27 protein-coding genes and 1 other RNA gene are annotated in these 23,561 nt (G+C 68.1%); 18 read left to right on the top strand and 10 right to left on the bottom strand.

The features are described from left to right. Nucleotides 1-26: 26 nt before the first annotated feature. Nucleotides 27-935, top strand: a complete 909-nt coding sequence (locus AC07YH_RS18985) for a hypothetical protein (RefSeq protein WP_494748516.1) — start codon at nucleotides 27-29, stop codon at nucleotides 933-935. A 97-nt stretch (nucleotides 936-1,032) separates the two neighbouring features. Here AC07YH_RS18985 and uvrA read toward each other — a convergent pair whose 3' ends face one another. Continuing rightward, a complete protein-coding gene (uvrA, locus tag AC07YH_RS18980) occupies nucleotides 1,033-3,942 on the bottom strand; it encodes an excinuclease ABC subunit UvrA (protein WP_494748515.1) in 2,910 nt (969 codons plus the stop codon). A 238-nt stretch (nucleotides 3,943-4,180) separates the two neighbouring features. Here uvrA and AC07YH_RS18975 point away from each other — a divergent pair, with 238 nt between their 5' ends. The 7 genes from AC07YH_RS18975 to AC07YH_RS18945 all read left to right on the top strand — a co-directional run bounded on the left by AC07YH_RS18975 (nucleotide 4,181) and on the right by AC07YH_RS18945 (nucleotide 8,633). Next, on the top strand, nucleotides 4,181-4,816 hold the full coding sequence (locus AC07YH_RS18975; protein ID WP_494748514.1) for a hypothetical protein: 636 nt from the start codon (nucleotides 4,181-4,183) through the stop codon (nucleotides 4,814-4,816). A 53-nt stretch (nucleotides 4,817-4,869) separates the two neighbouring features. Further along, the gene (locus tag AC07YH_RS18970; RefSeq protein ID WP_494748513.1) at nucleotides 4,870-5,169 is read left to right on the top strand and encodes a hypothetical protein; all 300 of its coding nucleotides are present in this window, start codon (nucleotides 4,870-4,872) and stop codon (nucleotides 5,167-5,169) included. A gap of 104 nt (nucleotides 5,170-5,273) precedes the next feature. Next, entirely contained in the window at nucleotides 5,274-5,438 is a 165-nt protein-coding gene (locus AC07YH_RS18965; RefSeq protein ID WP_494748512.1) for a hypothetical protein, read from the top strand. Nucleotides 5,439-5,487: 49 nt separating this feature from the next. Next, a complete protein-coding gene (locus AC07YH_RS18960) occupies nucleotides 5,488-5,601 on the top strand; it encodes a hypothetical protein (protein WP_494748511.1) in 114 nt (37 codons plus the stop codon). Further along, nucleotides 5,558-7,147, top strand: a complete 1,590-nt coding sequence (locus AC07YH_RS18955; RefSeq protein ID WP_494748510.1) for an ABC-F family ATP-binding cassette domain-containing protein — start codon at nucleotides 5,558-5,560, stop codon at nucleotides 7,145-7,147. The genes AC07YH_RS18960 and AC07YH_RS18955 overlap by 44 nt, the downstream gene beginning before the upstream one ends. Beyond that, nucleotides 7,144-7,782 (top strand): class I SAM-dependent methyltransferase, encoded by a 639-nt coding sequence (locus tag AC07YH_RS18950; RefSeq protein WP_494748509.1) that lies wholly within the window; start codon nucleotides 7,144-7,146, stop codon nucleotides 7,780-7,782. Before AC07YH_RS18955 ends, AC07YH_RS18950 begins: the two co-directional genes overlap by 4 nt. Before the next feature lie 32 nt (nucleotides 7,783-7,814). After that, nucleotides 7,815-8,633, top strand: a complete 819-nt coding sequence (locus tag AC07YH_RS18945) for an APH(3')-I family aminoglycoside O-phosphotransferase (RefSeq protein ID WP_494748508.1) — start codon at nucleotides 7,815-7,817, stop codon at nucleotides 8,631-8,633. On the opposite strand, the gene AC07YH_RS18940 is transcribed toward AC07YH_RS18945, so the two are convergent. Genes AC07YH_RS18940 through AC07YH_RS18930 form a run of 3 tightly spaced genes read right to left on the bottom strand, consistent with a single transcriptional unit; the run spans nucleotide 8,630 to nucleotide 10,585 of the window. Then, entirely contained in the window at nucleotides 8,630-9,079 is a 450-nt protein-coding gene (locus AC07YH_RS18940) for a flagellar basal body protein (RefSeq protein WP_494748507.1), read from the bottom strand. The two genes, AC07YH_RS18945 and AC07YH_RS18940, sit on opposite strands and share 4 nt — an antisense overlap. A gap of 4 nt (nucleotides 9,080-9,083) precedes the next feature. After that, entirely contained in the window at nucleotides 9,084-9,473 is a 390-nt protein-coding gene (locus AC07YH_RS18935; RefSeq protein WP_494748506.1) for a rod-binding protein, read from the bottom strand. After that, nucleotides 9,473-10,585, bottom strand: a complete 1,113-nt coding sequence (locus tag AC07YH_RS18930) for a flagellar basal body P-ring protein FlgI (protein WP_494748505.1) — start codon at nucleotides 10,583-10,585, stop codon at nucleotides 9,473-9,475. Before AC07YH_RS18930 ends, AC07YH_RS18935 begins: the two co-directional genes overlap by 1 nt. Before the next feature lie 231 nt (nucleotides 10,586-10,816). Here AC07YH_RS18930 and fliX point away from each other — a divergent pair, with 231 nt between their 5' ends. The 3 genes from fliX to AC07YH_RS18915 all read left to right on the top strand — a co-directional run bounded on the left by fliX (nucleotide 10,817) and on the right by AC07YH_RS18915 (nucleotide 13,570). Then, nucleotides 10,817-11,248, top strand: coding sequence for a flagellar assembly regulator FliX (gene fliX, locus AC07YH_RS18925; protein WP_494748504.1), 432 nt, complete (start codon nucleotides 10,817-10,819; stop codon nucleotides 11,246-11,248). A 212-nt stretch (nucleotides 11,249-11,460) separates the two neighbouring features. Beyond that, entirely contained in the window at nucleotides 11,461-11,889 is a 429-nt protein-coding gene (gene dksA / locus AC07YH_RS18920) for an RNA polymerase-binding protein DksA (protein ID WP_494748547.1), read from the top strand. A 142-nt stretch (nucleotides 11,890-12,031) separates the two neighbouring features. Beyond that, the gene (locus AC07YH_RS18915) at nucleotides 12,032-13,570 is read left to right on the top strand and encodes a cation:proton antiporter (protein WP_494748503.1); all 1,539 of its coding nucleotides are present in this window, start codon (nucleotides 12,032-12,034) and stop codon (nucleotides 13,568-13,570) included. Here AC07YH_RS18915 and AC07YH_RS18910 read toward each other — a convergent pair. Then, the gene (locus tag AC07YH_RS18910) at nucleotides 13,567-14,532 is read right to left on the bottom strand and encodes a GlxA family transcriptional regulator (RefSeq protein WP_494748502.1); all 966 of its coding nucleotides are present in this window, start codon (nucleotides 14,530-14,532) and stop codon (nucleotides 13,567-13,569) included. The two genes, AC07YH_RS18915 and AC07YH_RS18910, sit on opposite strands and share 4 nt — an antisense overlap. 100 nt (nucleotides 14,533-14,632) lie before the next feature. On the opposite strand from AC07YH_RS18910, the gene AC07YH_RS18905 reads away from it, so the two are divergent. Continuing rightward, on the top strand, nucleotides 14,633-14,923 hold the full coding sequence (locus tag AC07YH_RS18905; protein WP_494748501.1) for a hypothetical protein: 291 nt from the start codon (nucleotides 14,633-14,635) through the stop codon (nucleotides 14,921-14,923). 42 nt (nucleotides 14,924-14,965) lie between these two features. Here AC07YH_RS18905 and AC07YH_RS18900 read toward each other — a convergent pair whose 3' ends face one another. The 3 genes from AC07YH_RS18900 to AC07YH_RS18890 form a co-directional block, all read right to left on the bottom strand. After that, nucleotides 14,966-15,577, bottom strand: a complete 612-nt coding sequence (locus tag AC07YH_RS18900; protein WP_494748500.1) for a hypothetical protein — start codon at nucleotides 15,575-15,577, stop codon at nucleotides 14,966-14,968. Further along, nucleotides 15,574-16,188: a pyridoxamine 5'-phosphate oxidase family protein gene (locus tag AC07YH_RS18895; protein WP_494748499.1), complete on the bottom strand. Its 615-nt coding sequence runs from the start codon at nucleotides 16,186-16,188 to the stop codon at nucleotides 15,574-15,576. Before AC07YH_RS18895 ends, AC07YH_RS18900 begins: the two co-directional genes overlap by 4 nt. 63 nt (nucleotides 16,189-16,251) lie before the next feature. Beyond that, nucleotides 16,252-16,614, bottom strand: a complete 363-nt coding sequence (locus AC07YH_RS18890) for a response regulator (protein WP_494748498.1) — start codon at nucleotides 16,612-16,614, stop codon at nucleotides 16,252-16,254. A 170-nt stretch (nucleotides 16,615-16,784) separates the two neighbouring features. On the opposite strand from AC07YH_RS18890, the gene AC07YH_RS18885 reads away from it, so the two are divergent. Both AC07YH_RS18885 and AC07YH_RS18880 read left to right on the top strand, forming a co-directional pair. Next, complete coding sequence (locus AC07YH_RS18885) at nucleotides 16,785-17,582, top strand: crotonase/enoyl-CoA hydratase family protein (RefSeq protein WP_494748497.1); 798 nt, start codon at nucleotides 16,785-16,787, stop codon at nucleotides 17,580-17,582. A gap of 2 nt (nucleotides 17,583-17,584) precedes the next feature. Further along, nucleotides 17,585-18,241, top strand: a complete 657-nt coding sequence (locus AC07YH_RS18880; protein ID WP_494748496.1) for a DUF3052 family protein — start codon at nucleotides 17,585-17,587, stop codon at nucleotides 18,239-18,241. Nucleotides 18,242-18,309: 68 nt separating this feature from the next. Here AC07YH_RS18880 and AC07YH_RS18875 read toward each other — a convergent pair whose 3' ends face one another. Both AC07YH_RS18875 and AC07YH_RS18870 read right to left on the bottom strand, forming a co-directional pair. Continuing rightward, nucleotides 18,310-19,239: an oxygenase MpaB family protein gene (locus AC07YH_RS18875; protein ID WP_494748495.1), complete on the bottom strand. Its 930-nt coding sequence runs from the start codon at nucleotides 19,237-19,239 to the stop codon at nucleotides 18,310-18,312. Nucleotides 19,240-19,310: 71 nt separating this feature from the next. Continuing rightward, complete coding sequence (locus AC07YH_RS18870; RefSeq protein ID WP_494748494.1) at nucleotides 19,311-20,795, bottom strand: flavin-containing monooxygenase; 1,485 nt, start codon at nucleotides 20,793-20,795, stop codon at nucleotides 19,311-19,313. Nucleotides 20,796-20,908: 113 nt separating this feature from the next. Here AC07YH_RS18870 and AC07YH_RS18865 point away from each other — a divergent pair, with 113 nt between their 5' ends. The 4 genes from AC07YH_RS18865 to rnpB all read left to right on the top strand — a co-directional run bounded on the left by AC07YH_RS18865 (nucleotide 20,909) and on the right by rnpB (nucleotide 23,541). Further along, on the top strand, nucleotides 20,909-21,802 hold the full coding sequence (locus AC07YH_RS18865; protein ID WP_494748493.1) for a DMT family transporter: 894 nt from the start codon (nucleotides 20,909-20,911) through the stop codon (nucleotides 21,800-21,802). Then, a complete protein-coding gene (locus tag AC07YH_RS18860; protein WP_494748492.1) occupies nucleotides 21,799-22,527 on the top strand; it encodes an N-acetylmuramoyl-L-alanine amidase in 729 nt (242 codons plus the stop codon). The genes AC07YH_RS18865 and AC07YH_RS18860 overlap by 4 nt, the downstream gene beginning before the upstream one ends. Next, a complete protein-coding gene (locus AC07YH_RS18855) occupies nucleotides 22,527-23,126 on the top strand; it encodes an FMN-binding negative transcriptional regulator (RefSeq protein ID WP_494748491.1) in 600 nt (199 codons plus the stop codon). Before AC07YH_RS18860 ends, AC07YH_RS18855 begins: the two co-directional genes overlap by 1 nt. Before the next feature lie 34 nt (nucleotides 23,127-23,160). Beyond that, nucleotides 23,161-23,541: RNase P RNA component class A (gene rnpB / locus AC07YH_RS18850), an RNA gene on the top strand. The last annotated feature ends 20 nt before the right edge of the window (nucleotides 23,542-23,561 follow it).

Genomic DNA, 23,561 nt, shown 5'->3' with positions numbered 1-23,561 from the left:
GGCCTACGCCATTCGAAGAGCACGACATGTCCCAGTTCTCCGCCTCCGACGCGGCCTTCTCCGGTTTCCGGCTCGTGCGGGAGAACCTGAAGACCGTCGCCATCTGGGCGGTGGCGATGACGGTGCTGTCGCTGATCTCCAACCTGCTGGCGATCCAGTTCTTCGGCGTCCAGCTGCAGGGCTTCCTGGACTACATGTCGGACAACACCACGCCCGACCCGGAGACCTTCGCGCGTCACCTGTCGGCCCTGTTCCCGCTGACCCTGTGGTCGCTGCCGTACAGCTTCATCCTGAACGGCGTGATCTTCGCGGCCCTGAACCGCCTGGTGCTGCGCCATGACGACGGCCGGGCGGCCTATCTGCGCTTGGGCGCGCAGGAGCTGCGCCAGGCCGCGATGTGGTTCCTGATGTGCCTCGTCCTGATGGGCGTGCTGTTCGTCGGCGCGCTGCTGGCCGGCTTCCTCAGCGCGCTGGGCGGGCCGACGGGCGCGTTCCTGGGCCTGCTGTGCGTGGTCGGTTCGTTCTGCGCCGCGGTCTATCTGGCCGTCCGCCTGTCGTTCGCCTCGTCGATCACCTTCGACACCGGCAAGCTGACCCTGTTCGGCGCGCTGCCGCAGACCAAGGGCCTGTTCTGGCCGCTGCTGGGCGCCTACCTGCTGGCCGCCGTGATGAGCGTCATCGTCGTGCTGCTGATCTGGACCATCGTCTCGGCCGTCGGCCTGATCGCCTCCGGCGACCTGGCCGCCACCGGCAAGATGATGCGCGCCGACACCAGCTCGCTGCAGGCCTATTTCACGCCCGCCGGCATCGTCCAGACGCTGTTCTCGGGCCTGATCACCGTGCTGACGACCCTGATCGTCTTTGGTCCAGCCCCCAGCGTCTATCGCGAGCTCAAGGACCGCCAGGGCGGGGCCGACACCACGGGCGGCTGGTAAAGAGAAAAGCCCCGGAGATCGCTCTCCGGGGCTTCTTATTTCTTGGGGCATCGGTTTCTGCGAAAACCGGTTCCCACTTTTCGGGCCGCTGCGCCGGCTAGGCCCGCTTAGCCTTCTTCAGTTCCGCCACCCGCGCCTTGCGGCGCTCCTCGTGGCGATCCAGCAGTTCCTTGAGATAGCGGCCGGTCCAGCTGGCCTCGACCTTGGCCACGTCCTGGGGCGAGCCCGTGGCGACGATCTCGCCGCCGCCGTCGCCGCCCTCGGGGCCGAAGTCGATCAGCCAGTCGGCGGTCTTCACCACGTCCAGGTTATGCTCGATGACCACCACGGTGTTGCCCTGGTCGGCCAGCTCGTGCAGCACCTCGAGCAGCTTCTTGGTGTCCTCGAAGTGCAGGCCGGTCGTCGGCTCGTCGAGGATGTACAGCGTCCGGCCGGTGGCCCGGCGCGACAGCTCTTTCGACAGCTTCACGCGCTGCGCCTCGCCGCCCGACAGGGTCGTGGCCTGCTGGCCGACCTTGATGTAGCTGAGGCCCACGCGCTTGAGGGTCTCCATCTTGTCGCGGATCGGCGGCACGGCCTTGAAGAAGTCGGCGGCCTCCTCGACGGTCATGTCCAGGACGTCGGCGATCGTCTTGCCCTTGAACAGCACGTCCAGGGTCTCGCGGTTGTAGCGCTTGCCCTTGCAGATATCGCAGGTGACGTAGACGTCCGGCAGGAAGTGCATCTCGATCTTGATGACGCCGTCGCCCTGGCAGGCCTCGCAGCGGCCGCCCTTGACGTTGAAGCTGAAGCGACCCGGGCCGTAGCCACGCGCTTTGCTTTCCGGCAGGCCGGCGAACCAGTCGCGGATCGGACCGAAGGCGCCGGTATAGGTCGCCGGGTTCGAGCGCGGGGTGCGGCCGATCGGCGACTGGTCGATGTCGATGACCTTGTCGAACTGTTCCAGGCCCTCGATCCGCTCGTGCGGGGCGGGGGCGTCGCTGGCGTTGTTCAGGCGGCGCGCGGCGGCCTTGTATAGGGTCTCGATCGTGAAGGTCGACTTGCCGCCGCCCGACACGCCGGTGATGCAGGTGAAGGTCCCCACGGGGATCTCCGCCGTGACGTTCTTCAGGTTGTTGCCGGTGGCCCCGATGACCTTCAGCACCTTCTTCTTGCTGATCGGCCGGCGCTGTTCGGGGACTTCGATCTCGCGCGCGCCGGTCAGGTACATGCCGGTGACGCTCTTGGGATTGGCCATGATCTCGGCCGGCTTGCCCTCGGCGACGATCTCGCCGCCATGGACGCCGGCGGCCGGGCCCATGTCGATCACGTAGTCGGCGGTGAGGATGGCCTCCTCGTCGTGCTCGACGACCAGCACCGAATTGCCCAGGTCCCGCAGGCCCTGCAAGCTGGTCAGCAGGCGGGTGTTGTCGCGCTGGTGCAGGCCGATCGACGGCTCGTCCAGCACGTACAGCACGCCGGTCAGGCCCGAGCCGATCTGGCTGGCCAGGCGGATGCGCTGGCTCTCGCCGCCCGACAGGGTGCCCGAGCCGCGCGACAGGTTCAGGTAGTCGAGCCCAACATCGACCAGGAACCGCAGGCGATCATTGATCTCCTTCAGGATCCGCCGGGCGATCTCCATCTGCTTGTCGGAGAGCTTGCCTTCCAGGCCGGCGAACCAATCCCGTGCAGGCCGGATGGCCAGCATCGAGACCTCGGCGATATCCATGGCGTCGATCTTGACGGCCAGGGCTTCGGGCTTCAGGCGCTTGCCGTGGCAGGTCTCGCAAGGGGTGTCGGACTGGTAGCGACCCAGTTCTTCGCGGACCCACGAGGAGTCCGTCTCGCGCCAGCGGCGCTCCAGGTTCGGCAGCACGCCCTCGAAGGGCTTCTCGACCTCGTACTTGCGGGCGTTGTCGTCGTAGATGAACTTGATCTTGGTCCCCTTGGACCCGTTCAGCACCACGTCGCGCGCGTCGGCCGACAGCTTGTACCAGGCCTCGTCCATCGAGAAGCCGTAGTGGCGCGCCAGGGCCTGCAGGGTCTGGGTGTAGAGCGGCGAAGGACCCTTGGCCCACGGGGCGACCGCGCCCTTGTGCAGGCTCTTGTCCTTGTCCGGAATGACCAGGTCGGCGTCGAAGGCCAGCTTGGCGCCGAGGCCGTCGCAGACCGGACAGGCGCCCGCCGGGTTGTTGAACGAGAATAGCCGCGGCTCGATTTCGGCGATCGTGAAGCCGCTGACCGGGCAGGCGAAGCGTTCCGAGAACAGGATGCGCTTGGGCTCCTTCTCGCCTTCCTCGATAGTGGCGAACTCGGCAACCGCGAGCCCATCGGCGAGCCGAAGCGCCTGCTCGATCGAGTCAGCCAGGCGCTGCTCCATGTCGGGCTTGGTGACCACGCGGTCCACGACCACGTCGATGTCGTGCTTGAACTTCTTGTCGAGCGCCGGGGCGTCCTCGATCGGATAGTACTCGCCGTCGATCTTCAGCCGCTGGAAGCCGGCCTTCTGCCACTCGGCGATCTCCTTCTTGTACTCGCCTTTGCGGTCGCGAACGACGGGGGCCAGCAGATAGAGACGCGTGCCTTCGGGCAGGGCGGTGATCTTGTCGACCATCTGGCTGATGGTCTGGCTTTCGATCGGCAGGCCGGTGGCCGGCGAATACGGAACCCCGACCCGCGCCCACAGCAGGCGCATGTAGTCGTGGATCTCGGTCACCGTGCCGACGGTCGAGCGCGGATTGCGCGACGTGGTCTTCTGCTCGATCGAGATCGCGGGCGACAGGCCCTCGATCAGGTCGACGTCGGGCTTGCTCATCAGCTCCAGGAACTGACGGGCATAGGCCGACAGGCTTTCCACGTAGCGGCGTTGGCCCTCGGCATAGATCGTGTCGAAGGCCAGGGACGACTTGCCCGAGCCCGACAGGCCGGTCAGCACGACCAGCTCGCCGCGCGGGATGTCGACGCTGACGTTCTTCAGATTGTGCTCACGGGCGCCGCGAACGCGGATGAAGTTCAGTTGCTCAGCCATGTTTTCCGGAACGTTGGGCCGCGACAGTGGTCGCGGCGCAGCGGCTATATGTAGGGCTCGACGCGCGAATTAACACAAGAACAAGGTGTGAACAAATGTCGCGCGCGTGAGAGGGCGTTTCTGCTGACAGTGGATGTCAGCAGGCCGACACTTTCATGGCGCCGCTTGAACACCCCCTCGCCTCGAAAACGGCGCCAGCGGCGCGCGTGCTTCCGCCCAGCTTAACCAGGGGTGGAAAATGGGGCCGGAAGGGCGACGATGGATCGCCGCGTCGGGCGGCGTCCTGATCAACGGCTTGATCCTGGCGGCCCTGGTGCTGGTCGAGAAGCCGGTGCCGGTCGTCGAGGAGCAACCGGTGATCGTGCTGGACCTGGAGCGACTCGAGCGGCAGAGGCCGCGATCCCGGCTGGTGAGCGCGCGAGCGGGCTCGGCTTCTCGGCAGGCGGCTCCAGCCCAAGCGACCACGCCGTCGGTCGCGCGGGAAGGGACGGTGTCGCAGGCCGCTGGAGAACCAACCGCCGCTCAGCCCGTGACCGAGCCCGCCTGGACAGTCGATCCCAGGGCGGTGGATCGGTGGAAGCTGACTGAGGGCAATCCGACCTATGGCTGGGGCCGCGCCTACCGGGCGTGCAAGGGCCTCAGCAACGAGCACATGACGCCGGAGGAAAAGGAGCGCTGCTATGGTGGCGTTCCCAAGCCACCCAGTACGTTCATCGGGCCTATCGATCGACGCAAGGTCTGGCGGCCGGAGCCGAAGTTCGAGAACAAGCAGACACGCCGCCAGGAACGCTGCCGCGCCTATCGCGGCGTTCGCACCCAACCCGGCGCGGATCCGCCCCCCATGCCCTCGATAAGAGAGGGCGGCTGCTTCTGACCTTGTCGTCGGGTGCGTGGCTGGGCAGGGTTGTCCAGGCGCTGGAGGGGTGGATGCTGACGGTTCTCTTCATGGTCATCGCGGCGGTCTGCCTGGAGCGAAGCCTGGCCTTGACCATCCTGAACTATTGGCCGCGACCGAAGGACGCCGACCGGTTCTACGCGACCTATCGATGGATCGCATTTCCGCGAACGCTATTGGTCGCCGCTCCAGCCGTTATCGCGTTTGCAGGAAACCTGCTGAAACTGGACCCCAACCTCGTCACCTTGTGCTTGGTGGTGTCGCTGGCCGCGCTGGCGGCGTCGGCCGTCCACGACGGCGTCCGCGCGGCGCGGGCGGCGGCGCTGGAGTGACGCCTTGAACCTTTGCTCAACCCTGTTTGGAAGCGGGTTCTTCAGTCCACGCATGATCTAAGGGCCACGCTCGGGCAGAAGCTCGACCATGCGAGGAATGAGCCATGGCCAAGAAGGCCGCCGCCGAGAGCGGAAAGCAGGAAGCCAAGCAGGAAGCCTTCGACGCCCTGAAGGCGCCCAAGCCGCGTTCGATCGTCATCGACATGATGGTGTTCTGCGGCGGCATCGGCTCGCTGGTCTGGGTCCTGCACGCCATGGCTCCGACCTAGCCACGCTTGCGGCCCTGGGCGCGGACGCGTAGAAACCCTGCTCCCATCAATGGAGGCTCCCATGATCAGCCAGACGGAAGACCGCTTCGTCCTTCCCGTTTCCCTGACCGTGGGCTCGCATGTCCTTCATCACTCTGGACGCCGTTTCCGCCGCCACGCCTGACGGCCGGCTGCTCTTCGAAAATCTGAACCTCGCGATCGGGGCCGAGCGGATCGGCCTCGTGGGACGCAACGGCGCGGGCAAGTCGAGCTTGCTGGCGCTGATCGCCGGATCGCGTCCGCCGCTGGCCGGGACGGTCACACGGGCGGGGACCGTCGCCACCCTCGACCAGGCGCCGGATGTCTCGCCGGGCGCGCGGCTGGCCGACCTGCTGGGCGTCGGCGCGGCCTGGGATCGCCTCTCGCGCATCGAGCGCGGGGAGGGCGACGAAACCGACCTTGCCGAGGCCGACTGGGACCTGCCGACTAGGCTGGACCAGGCGCTAGCCGATGTCGGTCTCGCGGGCCTCGATCCCGGGCGGCCGGCGGCGGCGCTGTCGGGCGGACAGGCGACTCGGGCGGGGCTGGCGCGGCTGCTGATCGCGCGGCCTGACGTGCTGCTGTTGGACGAGCCGACCAACAATCTCGACGCCGAGGCGCGAGCTATCGTCGGCAAGGTGCTGTCGCGCTGGCGCGGCGGGGCGGTGGTGGTCAGCCACGACCGGTCCTTGCTGCGCGGCATGGACCGCATCGTCGAGCTGTCGTCCCTGGGCGCACGGTCTTACGGCGGCGGCTGGGACCTCTATGCCGAGCGCAAGGCCGCCGAGGCTGACGCCGCCCAGCGCGACCTCGACCATGCCGAGAAGGAGGTCCGCCGCGTCGCCCGCGAGGCCCAGGTCGCCCGCGAGCGCAAGGACCGCCGCGACGCCGCCGGCCGCAAGTTCGCCGACCGTGGCGGCACGCCGAAGATCGTGCTGGGCATGATGGCCGAGCGGGCCGAGAACAGCGGCGCGCGCGAGGGCAAGCTCGCCGACAAGCTGGCGACCGAAGCGGCGCAGGCCAAGGCCAGCGCGGAGGCCCGCGTCGAGCGCGCCCGGACGCTGGGCTTCGACCTTCCGTCGTCGGGCTTGCCGGAGGGGCGCACGGTGCTGACGTTCGAGGAGGTCGCCTTCGCCTGGCCGGGCGGGGCGCCGGTGATCGAGGGCCTGTTGTTCCGCCTGGCCGGACCCGAGCGGGTGGCGGTGTCGGGGCCGAACGGGACGGGCAAGACGACGCTGATCCGGCTGGCGACCGGCGATCTCGCGCCGACCGCTGGGGAGGTGAAGCTGTCCGTTCCTGTCGCCCTGCTGGATCAGCGGGCCGCGCTGCTGGCCGACGACCAGACCATCCTGGAGAACTTCCGCCGCCTGAACCCGGCCGCCAGCCAGAACGACGCCCACGCGGCCTTGGCCCGGTTCCTCTTCCGCAACACCGCCGCCCATCAGGTTGCGGGGACCCTCAGCGGCGGCGAGCGCCTGCGGGCGGCCCTCGCCTGCGTGCTGAGCGCGGCCGCGCCGCCGCAGCTGCTGATCCTGGACGAGCCGACCAACCACCTTGACCTGGCCTCGATCGAGGCCGTCGAGGCGGCGCTGTCGGGCTATGACGGGGCGCTGTTGGTCGTCAGCCACGACGCCGATTTCCTGGAGGCGATCGGCGTCGAACGGACGATAAGCTTGGGCGGCGAGCCATGACCCCCGACCTCGACACCTTCATCCGTGAGCGCCTGCCGCTGGAGCCCGTCCCGGGCGTCCCGGAAATCCGCCTGCATCGCGCGGGGCCTCGCAGCGGGTTGATGCGTCTGGCCGAGACCGATCCGGATTTCGGCTCGCCCTACTGGTCGCGGACGTGGGGCGGGGGGCTGGCCCTGGCGCGGCATGTGCTCGACCATCCCGAGGTCGTGCGCGGTCGGCGCGTGCTGGACCTCGGCGCCGGCTCGGGCCTGGTGGCGATCGCCGCCGCCCTGACCGGGGCGCGCGAGGTAAAAGCTGCCGACGTCGATCCCTACGCGGTCGCCGCCACGCGCCTGAACGCCGCGGCCAACGGCGTGACGGTCGAGGTGGTCCTCGGCGATCTGACGGCAGGTGATCCGCCGGAGGTCGAGCTGATGCTGGTGGGCGATCTCTTCTACGATCCGGACCTGGCGACGCGGGTCACGACCTATCTGGAGCGCTGTGTCGCCGGCGGGATCGCGGTGCTGATCGGCGATCCCTTCCGGGCCTATCTGCCGACGGAGCGGTTGCGGGTTGTGGCCGAGTACCCGGTCGCCGACTACGGGGATGCCGAGGGCGCCATGCGGACGGCGGCGGTGTTCGCCTTCACGCGGTAGCGCTCGCGCCGATCCTCACCCACATCCCACCCATGTCGAACACCGATCGAGAAGAACCCTGCGCCGCCATCGAGACGCCTGCGAGTCTGGCTGCGATAGTTGCCGGCTACGCCTGGGCGCGCGACACGGTCGGCGAGTCCGGCGGCGCGGTCTATCGCCTGTTCGGCCGCGCCGGTGCGCCGGACCTCTATCTCAAGCACGGCCGCGGGCCGATCGCCGAGGACGTGACGGACGAAATGGTTCGGCTGCGCTGGCTGGCGGGGCGCCTGCCCGTTCCGGCCGTGTCCGGCTTCATCGGCGCGCCGGATGAGGCCTGGCTGCTGATGGAGGCGATCGCCGGCCAGACCGCCTATCAATTGCTCGAGGCGGCGGACGACGAAGCCCAGGAGAGCATCGTCGACGCCCTGGCGCTGCACCTGAAGCGCCTGCACGCTATCCCGGTCGAGGACTGCCCCTTCACCAGCGACCACCGCTTCCGGTTGGCCAGGGCGCGGGCGCGGCTGGAGGCCGGCCTGGTCGACGCCGACGACTTCGATGAGGAGCGGGCGGGGATGACCGCCCAGGCGGTGTGGGACGAGATGACGGCGCTGCTGCCGCTGGCGGCCGACACGGTCGTGACCCATGGCGACTATTCGCTCGACAACCTGATCCTGCGGGACGGCGCGGTGGTCGGCTGTATCGATGTCGGCCGCGTGGGCTTGGCCGATCGTTATCAGGACCTGGCCATCGCCTGGAACGGCCTGGGCGAGTTTGGCCCTTCGCTCCAGGCGCGCTTCCTGAAAACCTACGGGATCGACCGGTCCGACGAGGGGAAGCTGCGCTTCCACCTCATGCTGGACGAGTTCTTCTAGGCCTTGCGGTTCAGCGTGATCGCCGAGCCGTGCTGTGGGCGGTCGTTGACCATGCCGCCGGAGCCGTAGGTCGTGGCCGGTGCGGCGCGCTGGCTGGCGATCTCCTGGGCCACGGCGTGGACCAGGCCCTCGGTGACCGTCTTGGCGGCGTTCACGGCGCGGGCTTGGCGGGCCAGGACGGCGTCGAAGGCCTCGGTGGCGCGCATCAGGCGCTGGCGCAGTTCGGGGCGAGCGGCCTCGACCAGAGCGACGTTGTGACGGACCCGCATCGACTCGTGCCGATAGACATTGGCGAGCTTCGCCGTCTCTTCAACGTACTGCGCCGCCTCATGGGGGCGGTGGGTCTCGAAGGCCGTGGCTTCCTTGGCGATCAGGTCGGTCAGGCGCTCGGTCAGCAAGGTCAGCTGGTGGACGCGATCGTCGGCGTCGACGGCGGCGATGGCCATGGGGTTACTCCTTCAGACCTTGCATCTTCAGCATTTCGCGCTGGATCGTGGCGGCCAGGCCGATACCGCCGGCCTTGGTCACTTCCTTCGACATCGCGTCGGTCAGGACCGACTTGAACATCTCTTCGCCGTTGCCGCCGCCGAAGGGCTCTTCGGTTTTCACGCCCTCGAACATCTGCTGCATCATCACGGACATGAACGAGGACTCGAACGTGTTGGCCGTCTCTTTGATCTTGGCGCGCTGCTTGGCTTCCTTGGCCGCGCTGGCGGCGTCCTGAACCGCGCCCTGGACCGTGGTCGCGGCGCTTTTCACCGCCTGGGCGGCGGTCTTGATGGAGCCAGCGGTCGCGCCGAACTGCGGGACGTAGGTGGAGATCGTCGAAAGCGCGCTCATCACATCACCTCGATGTCGGCTTGCAGGGCGCCCGCGGCCTTCACGGCCTGCAGGATGGAGATCATGTCGCGGGGCGTGACGCCCAGGGCGTTGAGGCCGCCGACCAGGCCCTTGAGCGACGGCGCGCCGCCCAGGGTCAGCAGCTGCTTGCCCTTCTCCTCGTCGACGCTGACCGTCGACTGCGGCACGACCTTGGTCTGACCCTGGCTGAAGGGAGCGGGTTGGCTGACGGCCGGGTTTTCCTGGACCGAGATGGTCAGGTTGCCCTGGGCGATCGCCACCTTGCTGATGCGGACGTCGTCGCCCATGACGATGACGCCGGCCACTTCGTCGATCACCACCTTGGCCGGGCCGTCGGGCTCGACCGTCAGGTTCTCGATGTTGGTGATGAAGCTGATCATGTCCATGCCGGCCGGGGCGCGGGTGGCGATGATGGTCGGGTTCTGGGCTTGGGCGCTGCCGGGGAACTTGGCGTTGATGGCGTCGGCCACGCGGCGTGCGGTGGTGAAGTCCGGATTGCGCAGGGTCAGGCGCATGATGTCCATATTGACCATCTGGAAGCCGGTCTCGCGCTCGATGACGCCGCCGCCGGCGATGCGGCCGGCCGTCGGCACGCCCTTGGTGACCGAGCTGCCCGAGGCGCCGCCGGCCGAGACCGAGCCCGTCTGCACGGTGCCTTGGGCCACGGCGTAGGTCTGGCCGTCCGCGCCTTGCAGGCTGGTGACCAGCAGGGTGCCGCCCAGCAGGCTCTTGGCGTCGCCCAGGGTCGCGACGGTGACGTCCAGCTTCGAGCCCGAGGCCGAGAACGGCGGCAGGCTGGCCGTGACCATGACGGCGGCGGTGTTCTTGGTGTTGAGATTGCCGTCGCGGACGTTGACGCCCTGGCGCTCCAGCATGGCCTCGAGGCTCTGCTTGGTCATCGGCGCGTTGCGCAGGCTGTCGCCCGTGCCGTTCAGGCCGACCACGATGCCGTAGCCGATCAACTGGTTCTCGCGGACGCCTTCGAAGGCGACGATGTCCTTGATGCGCGACTTGGCGAACGCCGGAGCAGCGACCAGGCAGGAAACGGCGGCGAGGGCGGTCAGGACAGTGCGAAAGAATGAACGCGGCATGGCAATCTCGTCGTGGGGAACCGTCCCCGCGCCGCCCCATGCCAGAAGCGGGCCAGTTTCCTGATCGTGCTCAGAGCCTTGTGACTCAAGGGATTCGAGATTCGGCGCTGGTCCGCTCGGCGCCTCACGGCAGAATCTGCCCGGCATTAACCATACTTCAAGCGCCCAGGTGGATTATGAGTGGTGTGCGGGATAAGTGACTCGCGCGCATAAGCTTTTTGGAGCTGTCGGATGAAGGTTTCGAGCACGGGGGGCGTAGGTGCGAGCGGCGCGTCGCGGGCCAAGCCGGCCGGCGGATCGTCGAGCTTCTCGCTCCCGTCCGTGAACGCCGCCAGCGGCGCCGCCAGCACCGCCTCGGTGGGCGGCCTGTCCGGCGTCGGCTCGGTCGACGCCCTGCTGGCCTTGCAGGAGATGGGCGCGGTTGGCAGCCCGCTGGAACGCAAGCGCCGCGCGGTGCGCCGCGCCGAGCACATCCTGGACCTGCTGGGCGACGTCCATATCGGGATGATCGACGGGGATATCTCGCACGACACCCTGGACCGCCTGACCCGCGCCATCCGCGAGCAGCGGGAAAATACCGAGGACCCCAATCTGGAGGGCATCCTCAACGAAATCGAAACGCGCGCCGCCGTCGAGCTGGCCAAGCTTCAGGCGCGTAGCTGACATGGCCAGGGCAGGGACCTCGAAATCGGTTTTTCCCTGCCACGCTTGGCTTTCTCGCGCGTTTTACACCTGTCGTCGCCGTGTCCACGGCCCTCCGGCGAGGGGCGCGAAAGCTGAACGCGCCACTCACGCGAGGTTCATTGAACCCGGCTCATCTTTTGCTATAAGCACCCAGCCCTTAAGGGCTGAGTTCATTGGGGCGTGAGGCGTTGATGCAAACGGCCACAGTTCTAGTCGAGAAGTCTGATTATCGTCCTTCCGAGGACGAGCCTTTTATGAACGAGCGGCAGCTTGAGTATTTCAAGGACAAGCTGCTGGCCTGGAAAGAGGAGATCCTTCGCGAATCTCGCGAAACGGTCGTCCACCTCCAGAAAGAAACCGAGAACCACGCCGATCTCGCTGATCGCGCGTCCTCGGAAACCGACCGGGCTCTTGAGCTCCGTACCCGCGATCGTCAACGGAAGCTGATCTCCAAGATCGACCAGGCCCTGCGCCGCGTCGAGGACGGCTCCTACGGCTATTGCGAGGAGACGGGCGAGCCCATCGGCCTGGCCCGACTGGATGCTCGCCCCACGGCGACCATGAGCGTCGAGGCCCAGGAACGCCACGAGCGCCGCGAACGCGTCCACCGCGACGACTAAGCATCGCTCTCCAAGGTAACTTGGGGCGACTACTGTGTTTCAAGCGGCCTTGGGTGGGGAGCCCAAGGCCGCTTCTGTTTGGGCCGCTTTTGTTTTCGGGTCAGGTGCGTAAGGTCGTGCGTCGATCCGGGAGACCCGCCGCTTGAGCTTTTTCGAGAGCCTGCTCGCCTTGCTGGCCGCCGCGGTGCTGCTGTTGCAGGTCTCGCGCCGGCTGAAGGCGCCCTATCCAGCCTTGCTGGCCGCCGCTGGCGTGTGCTTGGCCCTGGTGCCGGGCGCGCCGACGATCTCGATCGAGCCGCATACGGCTTTGGCGCTGTTCCTGGCCCCGGCTCTGGTCGACGCGGCCTTCGACTTTCCGGTCGGTGACGCGCGGCGGCTGTGGCGGCCGCTGTTCGCCCTGGCCATCGTGGCGGTGATCCTCAGCGCGGGGGCGGTGGCCTGGCTGGGCGTGACCATGGCCGGCCTGCCGATCGCCGCCGCCCTGGCGCTGGGCGCGATCGTCGCGCCGCCGGACGCGGCGGCCGCCACGGCCATCCTCAGCAGCATCCGCCTGCCGCGCGGCTCGGTGTCCGTGCTGAAGGGCGAGAGCCTGCTGAACGACGCCTCGGCCCTGCTGCTGTTCTCGGCGGCGCTGGCCTTGCAGGCGCAGGGCGGCATCGACACCACCCTGGCCGTCAAGCTGACCCTGGCCGCGCCGGGCGGGGTCATCCTGGGCATCATCCTGGCCCGGGTGCTGCGCTTCGTGAACCCGTTCGTGACCGGCACCCTGGGCGGCAATGTCGCCGAGTTCGTCACCTGCTTCGGGGCCTGGATCATCGCCGAGCGCCTGGGGCTGTCGGCGGTGCTGTGCCTGGTGGCCTTCGCCATGACCATCGCCCGCACGGCCGGCCTGCGCACGCCGCCGCGCATGCGGATCCACAGCTTCGCCGTCTGGACCTCGGCGGTGTTCCTGCTGAACGTCCTGGCCTTCCTGCTGATGGGCTTGCAGGCCCGGACCATCGTGGCGGCCATGCCGCGCGCGCGGCTAGAGGAGGCGGCCCTGTTCGCCGCGGCGGTGATCGGCTGCCTGATCGTGGTGCGGATGGCCTGGGTGCTGATCTATATCCGCCTGGCGCAGCTTTTCCCGGGTTTGCGGGGCAGCGGCTATCCGACGCCGACCCTCAAGCATGGGGTCCTGGTCGGCTGGTGCGGCATGCGCGGCGTCGTCACCCTGGCCACCGCCTTCGCCCTGCCGGCCAGTTTCCCGCAGCGCGACCTGATCGTGCTGACCGCCTTCGCCGTCGTGCTGGCCACCCTGGTGCTGCAAGGCCTGACCCTGTCGCCCCTGGCTCGCCTGATGGGGCTGGACGGCGAGAACGGACTGGACGAGGAGCTGGTCCGAACGCGCGCCGACATGGCCGGCGTCGCCCTGGCGATGCTGGAGAGCAAGACCGGCGCGGCGGCCGACCACTGGCGCTACCGCTTCGCCGCCGTGCCGACCCAGGTCCCGCCCCGGACCGGAGATCTGGAGGCGCGCCGCACCCTGGGCCTGAAGGCCATCCGCCGCGAGCGCGAACGCCTGGAAGAGCTGCGCAACGCCCAGGCCGTCGGCCCCGACGCCTTCCTGATCCTGCAGGAGGAGCTGGACTTCGAAGAGGTCTCGATCAGCCGCGAGGACGAGCGCCAGATCGAGGAGAGTTAGCGCAGGTCGGCGCGTAGCTCGCGTACGCCCCGGCCCAGGCGCTGGCGCAGCAGGGTCCGCAAGGTCGCCCCATCGACATAGCCGACCTGCGCGGCGATGGCGTCGATGTCCAGGCCGCTGCCGTGCAGCAGCGACTGGGCGCGTTCCACCCGCAGGTCCTGGAAATAGGCCAGGGGCGACTTGCCCAACACCGCCTGGCAGCGGCGTTGCAGCGAGCGCGGGCTGACGGCCAGGGCGTCGGCCGCGCCGTGCAGCGAGAAGCCTTCCTGCAAGCGGTCGCGGGCCCAGCGCTCGAAGCGCAGCATCAGCGGATCGGACTGCGCCAGGTGGTTGGGGATGATGTAGGCCGCCTGGGTCGAGCGGATATCGGCCAGCAGGTAGCGCGAGACCAGGGTCGCCAGCTCGGGACTGGCGCTGCGGATCAGCCAGAGCACCAGATCGAGGTGCCCCATGGCCGCGCCGGCTGTCACCCCGATGTCGGTCGGGACCAGCATGCGCGACTCGTCCAGCTTCACCTTCGGATAGCGCTGGCGGAACATCGGCGACAGCCACCAGGTCGTGGTCGCCTCGCGGTGGTCCAGGAGGCCGGCCTCGGCGACCAGGAAGGTCCCGACGCACGAGGCGGCGATCTGGGCGCCGTCCTCATGCCAGGTCCGCAGCTGGTCCTTGGCCTGGCGCACGTCGGGGCGGGCGAGGGCGGCGGTCAGCGGCTCGGGCGCGGCGCCGGCCAGGGCAGGGACGTAGATCCAGTCCGGCTTCAGGTCGGCGGTGATCGGCTGGGTGGGGATCGACAGCCCGCGTCCGGACCGGACCCTGCGGCGCACGCCCACCACCGTGACGTCGAAGCGCGGCGAGCCACCGAGGACCTGAGCCGACAGGTTGTTGGCGATGCCGAAGGCGTCCAGCGCGATGGTGAGGCCGGTGTCGAACAGTCCGTCGAGCGCCAGGATGGCGATGCGCATGGCGTGAATGGCCCTAAAGTTGTCAGTTACGACGATACAGGTCGCGCCGCGCCAAGGCTATCCCTCTCCCCGTCGCCACGCCGGCGACCAGGAGCACCCCATGAAAGTTCTCGCCCTCGGCGCCATCACCAAGCAGCCCACGCCGGAGCAGCAGGCCCAGATCATGCCCCAGGAGGTTCCGGCCACCCTCCAGCTCTATCTCGATGAGAAGATCGACCAGTTCTGGTTCCGCCACGACCGCCTGGGCGTGGTCTTCCTGGTCAACGCCGCCACGGTGGACGAGGCCAAGGCGATCGTCGGCGGCCTGCCGCTGGCCGAGGCCGGCTTCATGACCTTCGACTATGTTCCCGTCGGTCCGCTGGCCCCGCTGGGCCGGCTGATCCAGGGCTAGTCGAGGACCCGGCCGCGTCGCCTCCCGGCGCGGCCGGGCTTGCTAGTAGACCGGCGTCTCGAAGCAGCGCATCGGCGGCTTGTAGCGGGGAAACCTGTAGATGGCCGGCGAGCTATCGTCCGAGATCATCGTCCAGGTCTCGCCGTCGCGGCTCCAGATGTAGGCGCGGCTTTCCTGGTCCCAGCCGTTGTCGTCCAGCCCGCAGAGCGACACTCGCGCCAGCGCGAAACGATCGCCGGGAAAGAAGGTGACGCGGGAGTACTGGCGGCGGTCGATCTGCCGCGTGGGACCTTGGTTGTGTTTGATCACCTCGGGCGCGCCCGACGCCTTCAGGGCCTGTCCGCAATTGATCGGCGCGACGGCGCTTGGCGTCATGTAGCGAAGCAGCACGGTCTGCCAGGGCAGATGTTGGTAGCCCCAGCGCTCAAGCTCAGGTCGTGCGGCGCCGCTGGTCCGATCCTCGGCGCGCCAGAGCTCAAAGGAAACGGGACCCCATTCATCGCGCCAGGCCATGCGCTTGGCTTCGAGAGTCGCGATGAAGCGGCACTCGCGGGCGATGTGATCGGGCGAATTCGGCGGATCGCGCAGCACGAAGGCCGCGACGCCGATCGCGCTCAGCGCCAGGCCGGCCAGGATCAGAACAGCGAGCCTCACCACATCGTCTTCGCGGCGCGGCCCGGCCATTCGCGGTCGTAGGTCTCGCCGCCGACCTCCCCGGCTGTCACCGCCGCCAGCATGGCGCCGGGTGTCGGCAGCGACTTCGGATCGACGTGGCTTTCCGGCTTCCACAGGCCCGAGCGGACGATGGCGCGGGCGCACTGGAAGTAGGCCTCCACCACCGTGACCACCATCGCCGTGCGGGGCGGCTTGCCGTCGACACTAAAGCTCTCCAGCAGCTCGGGATCGACGCTCAGCACCGCCCGGCCGTTGACGCGGAAGGTGGTGCCCGAGCCGGGGATCAGGAACAGCAGCGCCACGCGCGGATCGCGAACGACGTTGCGCAAGGAATCGATACGGTTATTGCCGCGCCGATCGGGCAGGATCAGCGTCTTGGGATCGGCGATGCGGACGAAGCCGGGCAGGTCGCCGCGCGGGCTGCAGTCCAGGCCTTCGGGGCCGACGGTGGCCAGGGCCACGAACGGCGAGGCCTCGATCAAGGCGGCGTAGTGCGGGGTGATGTGGTCGGTGACCTTGACGGTCGACGCGGCGACGGGCTGGGGCTGGTACAGCGCCTCAAGGGCCTCGAGCGTGGTGATCTCGTGCATCGCGTCCTCCCGAGTCCAATTCTAGGGCTTGGCCGGGAGGGCGGCAATCTCAGGACGTTTGGCTCAGGACGTGGACGCTCGGGCGCAGGCCTCGCGCAGGCGGCGGGCCGAGATCGGCTTGTCGACGATGGGGGTCAGGCGGCCCTGAAGCTGGTCGGCGTTGCCGGTGACATAGACGACGGGGATGCGCCCCAGATGGCGCTGGATGGCCTCGACCGCTTCCTCGCCGGTGCCGCCGACGATGCGATAGTCGGCCGTGATCAGATCTGGCGGATTGGCCATGGCCAAGGCCAAGGCGTCCGACGGACTGTCGGCAATATCGAAACTCGTGAAGCCCTGCTCCGTCAGGAGGGCTTCGACCTCGAACGCGACGAGGATTTCATCCTCGATAATCAACACGTGTCGGGCCTTCGCGTGCTCGGTCATCCCGCAGCCTTCGTGATCGTCCCTGAGTCCACTCAATGTCGATGCGGTCCGCCGCGCCAGTCGCGTTTTCGTGATCGGTGTGAACGCACTGGTTGTATGGCCCGGTTCGGCTGCACAGTGTGGGAAAGCAGGCTATGGAAGGGAAAACCAAGAATTCGCAGGAGCGCCCCTTGTCCTTGATCCTCACCGAGAAGCGCGGCCATGTCGCCATCCTCACCCTGAACCGCCCCGAGGCGATGAACGCCTTGGGCGCGCCGGGCGACGGCGACCAGGTGGCGGCGGCCTGCGAGGCGATCAACGACGACCAAGACATCCGCTGCGTGATCCTGACCGGCGCGGGCAAGGCCTTCTCGGCCGGCGGCGACGTCAAGGCGATGAAGGCCCGCGAAGGCGCGTTCGGCGGCAACGGCGTGGCGGTGCGCGACGGCTATCGCAAGAACATCCACCGCGTGGTCCGGGCCATCTACGGCCTGGAGGTCCCGTCGATCGCGGCGGTGAACGGCGCGGCGATCGGCCTGGGCTGCGACGTGGCCTGCATGACCGACATCCGCATCGCCGCCGACACCGCCAAGTTCGGCGTCACCTTCCTGAAGCTGGGTCTGATCCCCGGCGACGGCGGCGCCTGGTTGATGCCGCGCACCATCGGCATGAGCCGCGCGGCTGAGCTCCTCTTCACCGGCGACGTCATCGACGCGGCCAAGGCCGCCGACTGGGGTCTGGTCAGCAAGGCCGTGCCGGCCGAGACGCTGATGGACGAGGCGATGATCCTGGCCAACCGGATCGCCCAGCAGCCGCCGCACGCCCTGCGCATGGCCAAGAGCCTGCTCAAGCATGGCCAGACCGCCAGCTACGACACCCTGATGGAGATGAGCGCGGCCGCCCAGGCCATCGCCCACCACACCGAGGACCACATGGAAGGCGTCGACGCGATCCTCGAGAAGCGTCAGCCGACGTTCAAGGGCGCATAAGCATGGGCAAGGAAGCAAGTGGCGTTTGGGGCCAGCTGTCGGACGGCGAGAGCGAGGGCAAGCTGCTGTGGGAGCCGCCAAAGCTGATCTTCCGCGGGGCCTATCGCGGCATCTACCAGGGCCACGCCCTGAAGAACCTACGGACCGAAGGCGATGACCTGGTCTTGAGTGACGGCACCCGCTTTACGCTAGAGCCGGGCCAGGCCGACAAATGGCTGCACGCGATCCAGAATCCGCCTTCGCGCCTGGACAAACTGGGCGTGAAGCCCGGCATGACCGTGGTGGTCGACGGCGTCGAGGACGAGGAATTCCTGGCCGAGCTGTCGACGCGCGTCGAGCCGGTGGACGCCGACGAGGCCGATGGCGTCGACATCCTGTTCCTGGCCGCCGACGACCTGGCCGACCTCGACCGGCTGGAAGACCTGATGTGGACCCTGGCCGACAAGGGCGCGATCTGGATCGTCTCCCAGAAGGGCAAGGGCGCGCCGCTGAAGGACACCGACGTGCTGGGCGCGGCGCGGGGCTTTGGCCTCTCCGACACCAAGGTCTGCGCGTTCTCGAAGAGCCACACCGCTCTGCGGTTCGTGAAGAGCAAGACGCCGAAGACCGCGCCGGCCGTGGCTCCAGTGGCGGACGATGAAGGGTTTGAAGAGGAATAACCCAACACCGCTCATCCCCGCGAAAGCGGGGACCCATGCGGCGCTCGACGCGGATGCGGTAGTGGTTGCTAAGCCTCGGCTTGGGTCCCCGCTTTCGCGGGGATGAGCGGAGAGTGGGATTTGGCGAGCAGTCGCTTCTGCTCCGCCTTGCTCCGGTAGAGGAAGTCGTACGGCAGTCCCAATCGCACGCTGGCCTGGCTGGGCGGTGAGTTCTTCATGGGGATGCGCTCCGCCAGCCTGCCGGCGGCCTTCAGCGCCAGCCGGTCGAAGGCCGTCAGATCGTACTCGCGGCCTAGCGCCAACTTCTCCCGCACGACCGGCGGCAATAGCGACACCGACGCCCGCGCCAGGGCCTTGTGCAGGAACTTCGGCGCATTGGGCGCGGCCTTGCCCGACTGGATGATGCCTAAGAACTCCTCGACAATCGGGTGCGGCTCGAAGCGGGGCGCCAGCCTGTCCAGCATCGTCATGAAGTCGGCCTGGGACGACGGCGAATACTTCACGCTGTAGAGCCGAGCGATCGGGTGGGCCTCCTCGTAGAACCGCGTCTTCTCGGCCTCGCTCAGCGGCTCGACGAAGCGGTCATAGGCGTTGAGGAAGCCGTAGCCGGCGGTGGCGCTGACCCAGTCCAGCAGCTCGACGTCCAGCGCCTTGTAGGCCTCGCCGCTGGGCGTGTTCCCCACCACCCGCGTGTGCATGTTGGTGACGCCCTGGATCACCCGCCGCGCGGCGGCCTGCGGGCCATAGACCCCGACCATGGCGGCGATACCGGTGCGCTTGGAGCGGCCGATCGGGTCGGCCTTGTAGGTCGAGTGGTCCCAGACCCCCGAACGAATCCGCGCGTCGGCGAACTCCAGCAGCACGGCCGCCACGCCCCCGACCGCCAGGGCGATCGGGTTCTTGTAGACCCGCCAGTGCATCGAGCCCGGCTCCAGATAGGCGGGCTCGCCGGGCGGATTGGCGTAGTCGATCTTCCAGCCCAGATAGGTGTCGGCCATGGCGATCTCCTTCCCGAGGAAAGGTCGGGGTCAGGGCCGCCGGTCGCAACCTATCGAATCCGATAGGGAAACTAGGCTGCTTCCATCGCCTTCACCGGCTGGGCCTTTACGCCGGTCTTCCGGCCGAACTGCATGACCCCGTCCTCGACCTTGCCCAGGCGCAGGGCGGCCAGGTCCAGGGCGTAGTTCTGGTGCACCTTCCACGGCTTGCGCAGGCCCTGCTTGGGGAACTGGCCGATGGCGCGGGTGACGTAGCCGGACGAGAAGTCCAGCCACGGCGCGACCTCCATCTCGCCATCGACGCGCGGCACGCAGAAGTCGGTGCGCGTGCGGGTCATGTGGTTGATCAGGCGGCAGACATACTCGCTGGTCAGGTCCGCCTTCAGCGTCCAGCTGGCGTTGGTGTAGCCGAACGCCGAGGCCAGGTTCGGCACGTCGCTGAACATCATGCCCTTGTAGCTCATCGACTGGGACAGATCGGCGACCTTGCCGTCGACCACGACCTCCATGCCGCTCAAGAGCTGCATCTGCAGGCCGGTGGCGGTGACGACGACGTCGGCGTCCAGGGTCTTGCCGGACTTCAGCTGAATCCCGGTCTCGGTGAAGGTGTCGATGTGATCGGTGACCACCGAGCTGGAGCCGGCCTTGATCGAGGCGAACAGGTCGGCGTCCGGCACCAGGCACAGGCGCTGGTCCCAGGGATTGTAGCTGGGCGTGAAGTGGGTGCCGATGTCGTAGTCCGGGCCCAGGTGCTCGCGCACCATGCCCAGCAGCCGTTCCTTGACCTTCTCAGGTTTCTTCCGCGCCATGTTGAAGAACAGCATCTGGAACAGGACGTTCTTCCAGCGGGTCAGGCCATAGGCGGTCATGGCCGGCAGCTTGGAGCGCAGCCAGTTGGCCACGCCGTCCTCGGCCGGACGCGAGACCACATAGGTTGGCGAGCGCTGCAGCATGACGACGTGCTCGGCGGTCTTGGCCATCTCGGGCACCAGGGTCACGGCGGTGGCGCCGCTGCCGATCACCACGACCTTCTTGCCGGTGTAGTCGAGGTCCTCGGGCCAGAGCTGCGGATGGACGATGCGGCCCTTGAACCGCTCGGCGCCGGCGAACTCGGGCGTGTAGCCCGACGAATAGCGATAGTAGCCGGCGCACATATAGAGGAAGCCGCAGGTGAACTTGACGGACTGGCCGTCATGCTCGGCCTCGACGGTCCAGGTCGCGGTTTCGGTCGACCAGCTGGCGCGCTTGACCATGTGCTTGAAGCGGATGTGGCGATCGACGTCGTGCTCGCGGGCGGTCTCGCGGACGTAGGACAGGATCGACGGGCCGTCGGCGATGGCCTTGGCGGCCTTCCACGGCTTGAAGCTGTAGCCCAGGGTGTACATGTCGCTGTCGGACCGGATGCCGGGATAGCGGAACAGGTCCCAGGTGCCGCCGATCGCCTCGCGCCCTTCCAGGATCGCGTAGCTCTTGCCGGGGCAGTGCTTCTTCAGGTGATAGGCCGCGCCGATCCCCGACAAGCCCGCGCCCACGATCAGTACGTCGACATGTTCCATCCCGGTCCGCCCTTGTTGACCCGCCGGTTGACCCGGCGTGGCTGTATGTGAACAGTGTTCACCAACAAACGACCGTTTTGACCGAACGTCAACTGCGGCCTATCGGATAGCTCATGTCCCTGCGCGACTTCGGCCTGCTTGTCCTGATCTGCCTGATCTGGGCCGGCAACAACATCATGTCCAAGATCGTGGTCGCCCACTGGGGCGTGCCGCCGCTGTTCTACGCGGCCGTGCGCTTCTCGCTGGTGGCGCTGGCGACCCTGCCGTGGCTGCTGCCCGCGCCCAAGCCGACCTGGCGGATCGTGGCGGTGGCGCTGCTGATGGGTGCGGGGAACTTCGCCCTGCTGTTCATGGGCTTCAAGACCGCCTCGCCGTCGGCCGCCTCGGTGGTGATCCAGCTGGGCGTGCCGTTCACGACCCTGCTGTCGATGCTGATGCTGGGCGAGAAGATCCGCTGGCGGCGGGGCCTGGGGATAGCGCTCACCCTGGCCGGCGCGGTGACGGTGATGTGGAGTCCGCACGGCTTCGACCTGTCGCCCGGCCTGTGGCTGGTCGCGGCGGCGGCCTTCGCCGGCTCGCTGGGCGCGGTGATGATGAAGCAGGTCGAGGGCGTGAAGCCCCTGCAGTTCCAGGCCTGGGTCGGCTTCTGCTCGGTCTGGCCGCTGGCGGCCTTGAGCGGCGTCATGGAGCCTGGCCAGATCGCCGCCGGCGTCCACGCCGGCTGGCCGTTCGTGGCGGCGGTGGTGTTCTCGGCCCTGGTGGTTTCGGTCGTGGCCCATACGGCCTATTACGGGCTGATCCAGCGCTATGAGGCCAACCTGATCGCTCCGCTCACCCTGCTGACGCCGCTGTTCACGATCCTGCTGGGCGTCCTGGTCACCCACGACCATTTCGACCTGCGGATGGGGATCGGCGCCAGCCTGGCTTTGCTGGGTGTTCTGATCATCGCGCTTCGGCGGAATCAGGTCATGCCCTTGCTGATGTCGATCCGGAACCGCGCCCAATGAGCCTGTCCTTTATCGAGGCCCCGTCGCCGAACTTCGACGCCCGCAAGGCCGTGCCCGATACGATCGTCCTGCACTACACGGGCATGGAGACCGGCGAGGCGGCGATCGAGCGCCTGCGCGACTCCGAGGCCAAGGTCTCGGCGCACTATTGCGTGGAAGAAGACGGCCGTATCTTCCGCCTGGTGCCCGAAGAGCGCCGCGCCTGGCACGCCGGCGCCGCCTTCTGGAAGGGCGTCAAGGACATCAACTCGGCCTCGATCGGCATCGAGATCGTCAATCCCGGCCACGAGTTCGGCTATCGCCCGTTCCCCGAGGCGCAGATCGCGTCGGTGATCAACCTGCTGGCCGACGTGCGCTCGCGCTGGATGATCCCCGACAGCCGGATCCTGGGTCACTCCGACATCGCCCCGGCCCGCAAGATCGATCCAGGCGAGCTCTTCCCGTGGAAGCGCCTGGCCGAAAGCGGTCATGGCCTGTGGATCGAGCCGGCCCCGTCGCCGGGCGCGCCGTTGGGCCAGGGCGAGGAGGGGACTGGCGTCTTCGCGCTACAGGCCGGCCTGACCCGCCTGGGCTTCGACTGCGCCCCGACCGGCAAGTACGACGAGTGGACCGCCACCGTGGTCGGCGCCTTCCAGCGCCACTGGCTGCAGAGCCGTTTCGACGGCATCGCCGACGGCGAGACCCGAGCCCGATTGGTGGGCCTGCTGCGCGCGGCGGCCGAGTAATGCATCCCGACAACCGCTTCCGCGTCGAAGACCGCGCGGTCCTGCTCGACTTCATTGCCGCCCATCCGTTCGTGACGATCGCGGCGTCGGTCGGCGGCCGGCCGTTCGTGGCCCAGAGCCCGGTGGTCATCCGCGACTTGGACGGCGAGATCGCGCTCGACTTCCACCTGTCGCGCGGCAACGTCCTGACGCCGCATCTGACGCAAGGCTTCCGGGCGGTGGTCCTCGCCACGGGCCTGGACGCCTATGTCAGCCCCGACTGGTACGAGAGCGCCGACCAGGTCCCGACCTGGAACTACCAGTCCGTCGAAGCCGAAGGCTCGGTCGCGCCGCTGAAGGACGAAGAGCTGATCGCCCTGCTCGACGACCTATCGGCCCAGGAAGAGGCGCGGCTTCTCCCCAAAAAGCCCTGGACCCGCGACAAGATGAAGCCCGGCAAGTTCGAGGCTCTCCTGCGCGGCATCCAGGGCGGCCGCCTGTTCGTCGAGCGCCTGGAGGGCGCGTTCAAGCTCTCGCAGAACAAGAACGACGCCGATCGCCTCGGCGCGGCCCAGGGGCTGGGCGACCATCCGATCGCGGAGTTGATGCGCCGGGGTTGACCCGGACCGCCGCGTCCGTCACCAAGACCCCGGACCAGACGGTCGGGCGGTCGCGTCGTCTTCGGACGCCGAGGAAAGTCCGGGCTCCACGGTGACAAGGCGGTGGGTAACGCCCACCGGGAGCGATCCCAGGGATAGCGCCACAGAAAGCAAACCTCCTCCCTACGGGGCGGGAAGGGTGAAAGGGTGGGGTAAGAGCCCACCGCGGACCTGGCGACAGGGACGGCATGGCAAGCCCCGCCTGGAGCAAGACCGAATAGGGACCCCGCGCCGGCCTCGCGTCGGATAGGCCGTCACTGGCCGAGAGGGTCCGGGTAGGTCGCGAGAGCCGTCCAGCAATGGCCGGCCTAGAGGAATGATCGTCGCCGCTTCTTCGGAGGCGGAACAGAACCCGGCTTACAGACCGTCTGGTCCGCAGCCCTCCCCAGCGGGGAG

The sequence above is a fragment of the Caulobacter sp. GW456-12-1-14-TSB4 genome (genome assembly GCF_059424195.1).
Note: the sequence above shows the minus strand (reverse complement) of the source record. Positions and strands in the feature narration are given on the sequence as shown.